This window comes from Pseudomonas sp. SDO5522_S412, from assembly GCF_054071215.1.
Genome location: NZ_JBSVWQ010000330.1, coordinates 1 through 4,863 on the forward strand (window position 1 = coordinate 1; position 4,863 = coordinate 4,863).

At 64.0% G+C, this 4,863-nt stretch carries 5 protein-coding genes and 1 riboswitch; all 5 genes read left to right on the forward strand.

Translation table 11 applies throughout. The annotated features are described in order from the left end of the window. Positions 1-134: 134 nt before the first annotated feature. The 5 genes from ACW9I6_RS30765 (at position 135) to mntP (ending at position 4,773) form a co-directional block, all read left to right on the forward strand. Positions 135-1,151 carry an ABC transporter permease gene (locus ACW9I6_RS30765; RefSeq protein ID WP_177056075.1) on the forward strand — a complete coding sequence of 339 codons (1,017 nt, stop codon included), beginning with the start codon at positions 135-137 and terminating at the stop codon, positions 1,149-1,151. A gap of 19 nt (positions 1,152-1,170) precedes the next feature. Beyond that, complete coding sequence (ddpC, locus tag ACW9I6_RS30770; protein WP_032868129.1) at positions 1,171-2,052, forward strand: D,D-dipeptide ABC transporter permease; 882 nt, start codon at positions 1,171-1,173, stop codon at positions 2,050-2,052. Continuing rightward, positions 2,049-3,044 carry an ABC transporter ATP-binding protein gene (locus ACW9I6_RS30775; protein WP_032898749.1) on the forward strand — a complete coding sequence of 332 codons (996 nt, stop codon included), beginning with the start codon at positions 2,049-2,051 and terminating at the stop codon, positions 3,042-3,044. The genes ddpC and ACW9I6_RS30775 overlap by 4 nt, the downstream gene beginning before the upstream one ends. Continuing rightward, positions 3,041-3,991, forward strand: a complete 951-nt coding sequence (locus ACW9I6_RS30780) for an oligopeptide/dipeptide ABC transporter ATP-binding protein (protein WP_003220120.1) — start codon at positions 3,041-3,043, stop codon at positions 3,989-3,991. The genes ACW9I6_RS30775 and ACW9I6_RS30780 overlap by 4 nt, the downstream gene beginning before the upstream one ends. A gap of 40 nt (positions 3,992-4,031) precedes the next feature. Further along, positions 4,032-4,199: riboswitch (yybP-ykoY riboswitch) on the forward strand. A gap of 10 nt (positions 4,200-4,209) precedes the next feature. Beyond that, the gene (gene mntP / locus ACW9I6_RS30785) at positions 4,210-4,773 is read left to right on the forward strand and encodes a manganese efflux pump MntP (protein WP_003220119.1); all 564 of its coding nucleotides are present in this window, start codon (positions 4,210-4,212) and stop codon (positions 4,771-4,773) included. The last annotated feature ends 90 nt before the right edge of the window (positions 4,774-4,863 follow it).

Genomic DNA, 4,863 nt, shown 5'->3' on the forward strand with positions numbered 1-4,863 from the left:
AAAGGGGGGGGAGAAGTCACCGGGTGGGCGACGGACCCACCGCGGTCAGGAAAAACCCCGCTCCCACACTGGACCTGCTGTGTTTTCCAGGCTGTATTCCTGATCCAAATGTCTCGCGTTACCGAGGAGCCCTCATGGCCTTCCTGAATATGTTGCGCAAACGCCTGTTCGGCCTGATCCTGGTCGTCGTCGGCGTTTCGCTGATTACCTTCTGCATCTCCCACCTGATCCCGGGTGACCCGGCGCGCCTGATTGCCGGCGACCGGGCCAGCGACGCCATTGTCGAGAACATCCGCCATCAACTGGGCCTCGACCTGCCGCTGTACCAGCAATACGGCCGCTACATGAGCGACCTGCTGCACGGCGACCTCGGCACCTCGATCCGCACCAGCCGCCCGGTGCTGGAAGACCTGAAAGCGTTCTTCCCCGCGACCCTCGAACTGGCGGTCGCCGCCCTGCTGCTCTCGGTACTGGTGGGCGTACCGCTGGGGGTGCTGTCAGCGGTGTATCACAACCGCGCCATCGACCAGATCGCCCGAACGCTGGCGGTTACCGGCATTTCCACGCCGGCCTTCTGGCTCGGCCTGGGCCTGATCGTGTTGTTCTACGGCCAGCTCGGCTGGCTGCCCGGCAGCGGGCGGCTGGATGAAGGCCTCGAACCACCGCGCACCATCACCGGGTTCTACCTGTTCGACTCGCTGCTGGCCGGCGATATCCCACTGTTCCTGAATGCCCTGGAACACCTGATCCTGCCCGCCGTCACCCTGGGTTTCGTCAACCTCGGCGTGGTCGCCCGGCAGATCCGTTCGGCGATGCTCGACCAGTTGGGCGAGGACTACATCCGTACCGCCCGCGCCTACGGCCTGTCGCGCTGGGCGGTGATCCTGCGCCACGCCTTGCCCAACGCGCTGATCCCGTCGATCACCGTGCTCGGCCTGACCCTCGGCGACCTGCTGTACGGCGCGGTGCTGACCGAAACCGTGTTCGCCTGGCCGGGCATGGGTGCCTATGTGGTGAAGTCGATCCAGTCCCTGGATTTCCCGGCGGTGATGGGCTTCGCGATCCTGGTGTCGTTTATTTATGTACTGCTGAACATGCTGATCGACCTGCTCTACCGGGTGGTCGACCCGCGCATCGGCGAGGTGAATTGAGATGACCGCTCCCCTGACCATGCCCGTACCGGTGCCCCTGGAACAGCGCCCCACCTGGCGAGCGCGAATGGAGTACCTGGGCTATCAAATACGCCGCAGCCCGCTGACCATCGCCGGCCTGACCATCACCTTGATCGTGCTGATCTGCATGGCCTTCGCGCCCTGGTTGGCGAGCCATGACCCCAATGCCTTGAACCTGGCGCAACGCCTGGCCGAGCCCTCCGCCGAACATTGGTTCGGCACCGATGAAGTCGGCCGCGACCTGTTCAGCCGGGTGCTGTACGGCAGCCGCCAGTCGGTGGGCGTGGGGCTGTTCGTGGCGTTTTCGTCCTGCCTGGTGGGCGGGCTGCTGGGCTGCCTGTCGGGGATTATCGGCGGGCGTTTCGACAGCCTGATCATGCGCCTGATGGACATCATGCTGTCGGTGCCGTCCCTTGTGCTGATCATGGCCCTGGCCGCCGCACTGGGCCCGAGCCTGTTCAATGCGATGCTGGCGATCACCGTGGTGCGCATCCCGTTCTACGTGCGCCTGGCCCGGGGCCAGGCCCTGAGCATTCGGCAGATGGGCTACGTCAAGGCATCCCAGACCTTCGGCGCCGGGCGCTGGCACATCGTGTCGTGGCACGTAGGCCGCAATGCGATGCCGCCGTTGCTGGTGCAACTGAGCCTGGACATCGGCAGCGCGATCCTGATGGCCTCGGCCCTGGGTTTCATCGGCCTGGGTGCACAACAGCCCACCGCCGAATGGGGCGCGATGGTTGCCACCGGGCGCAATTTCATTCTCGACAACTGGTGGTACTCGACCTTTCCGGGGCTGGCGATCCTGGTCACCGCGACCGGCTTCAACCTGCTGGGTGACGGTGTTCGTGACCTGCTCGACCCACGGCAACAGGGGAAATGACCATGTCCAGTCCGGCAGTGCTTGCCATCGACAACCTGAGCCTGGAATTCCCGGCTTACCGCAACAACGTCCAGGCACTCAACGGCGTGTCGTTGCACGTCAACCCCGGCGAAGTCGTCGGCGTAGTGGGTGAATCCGGCTCCGGCAAATCCGTGACCGCGATGCTCAGCCTGCGCCTGCTGCCGGAGCGCAGTTACCGGATCACCGCCGGCAGCTTGCAGATGCTCGGCCGCGACATGCTCGGTGCCAGCGAGAAGGAGCTGCTGCAGATCCGCGGGCGTGACGCGGCGATGATCTTCCAGGAGCCGATGACCGCGCTGAACCCGACCCGGCGCATTGGCCGGCAGATGCTCGATGTGATCATCCACCACCAGCGCCTGAGCAAGGCCGCCGCCCGTGCCAAGGCCATCGCCCTGCTGCGGGACATGCACATCGCCGACCCCGAGCAAGTGCTCGACAGCTACCCCTTCGAACTCTCCGGCGGCATGCGCCAGCGGGTGATGATCGCCCTGGCATTTTCCTGCGACCCTCAGTTGCTGATCGCCGACGAGCCCACCACTGCCCTCGACGTCACCGTGCAACGCCAGGTGCTGTTGCTGCTGCGGGAAAAAGCCCGGGAACGCGGCACCGCGATCCTGCTGATCACCCACGACATGGCTGTGGTCTCGCAGTTCTGCGACCGGGTGTATGTGATGTACACCGGCGCCGTGGTGGAAGAAGGCCCCACCGCCCAGGTGATGAGCGACCCGCGCCATCCCTACACCCAAGGGTTACTCAGCGGCTTGCCGGAACAGGTGAAACCCGGCGACGACCTGCTGACCATCCCCGGCCAAGTGCCCAACCTTGCCGCCCTGCCCTCAGGCTGCACCTTTCGCGAACGCTGCCCCCAGGCCATGAGCCAATGCATCGAGCGCCCGCGCCTGGACCTGATCAACCCTGCCGGCACCCGCAAAAGTGCGTGCTGGCTGACTGCCGGGGAGTCGGTGCAATGACCGTGTCTCAAGATTCACTGCTGGCTTTGCGGGATGTACGGGTCAAGTTCCCGGTAAAAACCGACTGGCTGGGCCGCCCGCGCGGTTATGCCCACGCCCTCAACGGCATCGACTTGCAGGTGCGCCGTGGGGAAACCCTGGGGATTGTCGGCGAGTCCGGCTGCGGTAAAAGCACCCTCGCCCAATTGCTGATGGGCCTGGTCAAGCCCAGTGACGGTGAAGTGGACTGGGTCTACGAAAGTGCCCGGGAACGCCACCGGCATGTGCAGATCGTATTCCAGGACCCGCAATCGTCCCTCGACCCGCGCCTGCCCATCTGGAAAATCATTACCGAGCCGCTGTTCGCCCTTGGCGACACGCCCAAGAGTGAAATGCGCACCATCGCCGCCAAGGTCGCCGCGCAGGTAGGCATTCGCGCCGAATACCTGGACCGTTACCCGCACCAGTTTTCCGGTGGCCAGCGCCAACGCATCGCCATCGCCCGCGCGCTGGCGTCCAACCCGAGCATCCTGGTGCTGGACGAGCCGACCTCGGCCCTGGATATCTCGGTGCAGGCGCAAATCCTCAACCTGCTGGCCGAGCTGCAACGGCGGCTGGGGCTGACCTACATCCTGATCTCCCACAACGTTTCGGTGGTGCGGCACATGGCCGACCGGGTGGCGGTGATGTACCTGGGGCAGATCGTGGAACTGGGGTGTGCCGAGCAAGTGCTGGAGCAGCCGAAGCATCCGTACACCCAGCTGTTGCTGGAGGCGGTGCCCAAGCTGGGGGTGGCGCTGGACGACGCGTATGTCAGTGCACCGACAGAGCTGCCGGGGAACCGGGTGTTGCCGGGTGGGTGTTTCTTTCTCGACCGCTGCCCGAGGCGTACACAAGGCTGTGAGCGGCCGCAGCGGTTGACGGGTGGGATGAGTCAGCAGGTGCGGTGTCACCTGGAACATCCGTGAGGCGTCCTTAACGAAATTTTCATGATTGCGCGGCTATGATCCGCCACCTCGTTGGGGAGTAGCCTGCTTCGGATTCTCGAAGCGTTCGTATCAACATTCTCGGCAACATGCCGTGGTGCGAACACCATTTTGGTTGGTGAGACCAGCGACACATCCATGCCTGAAGTCGGCCGTGTGGTTGTGTCGTTGACTCATACAGCCCGACTGGAAGCCTTACCGTGAACCCTATTTCCCTGATTCTTCTCGCCCTTGCCATGTCCACGGACGCCTTTGCGGCGGCCATTGGCAAAGGTTCCAGCCTGCACAAACCACGCCTGACCGAAGCCCTGCGGGCCGGGCTGATCTTTGGTGTGATCGAAGCGATCACGCCGATCATCGGCTGGGCTATCGGCCAGGCTGCCACCCGCTGGGTGGAGCAGTGGGACCACTGGATCGCCTTTACCCTGCTGGTAGCCCTGGGCCTGCACATGATCTACAACGGCTTGAAGGCCGATGATCCAGAGGAAGAGAAACCGAGCCAGCACTCGTTCATGATTCTTGCCGTGACCGCGTTTGCTACCAGCATTGATGCCTTGGCGGTGGGTGTGGGCCTGGCGTTTGTCGACGTGAATATCCTGGTGGCCGCTGCGGCGATCGGCTTGGCGACGATGACCATGGTAACCATCGGCATGATGCTTGGCCGGGTGTTGGGGACTGTGGTCGGCAAGCGCGCCGAGATGGTCGGCGGCGTGGTGTTGATGCTGGTGGGTGCGACGATTTTGTATGAGCACCTGTCGGCCTAGAAACCGGCGAAGATCAAAATGTGGGAGCGGGCTTGGGTGGGAGCGGGCTTGCTCGCGAAAGCGGTGGTTCAGCCAGCCTATTGAGCGACT

Bases quoted from the DNA above. Each gene is read 5' to 3' on its own strand.
- ddpC (WP_032868129.1), top strand. From the start codon at position 1,171: ATGCCCGTACCGGTGCCCCTGGAACAGCGCCCCACCTGGCGAGCGCGA.
- ACW9I6_RS30765 (WP_177056075.1), top strand. From the start codon at position 135: ATGGCCTTCCTGAATATGTTGCGCAAACGCCTGTTCGGCCTGATCCTG.
- ACW9I6_RS30780 (WP_003220120.1), top strand. From the start codon at position 3,041: ATGACCGTGTCTCAAGATTCACTGCTGGCTTTGCGGGATGTACGGGTC.
- ACW9I6_RS30775 (WP_032898749.1), top strand. From the start codon at position 2,049: ATGACCATGTCCAGTCCGGCAGTGCTTGCCATCGACAACCTGAGCCTG.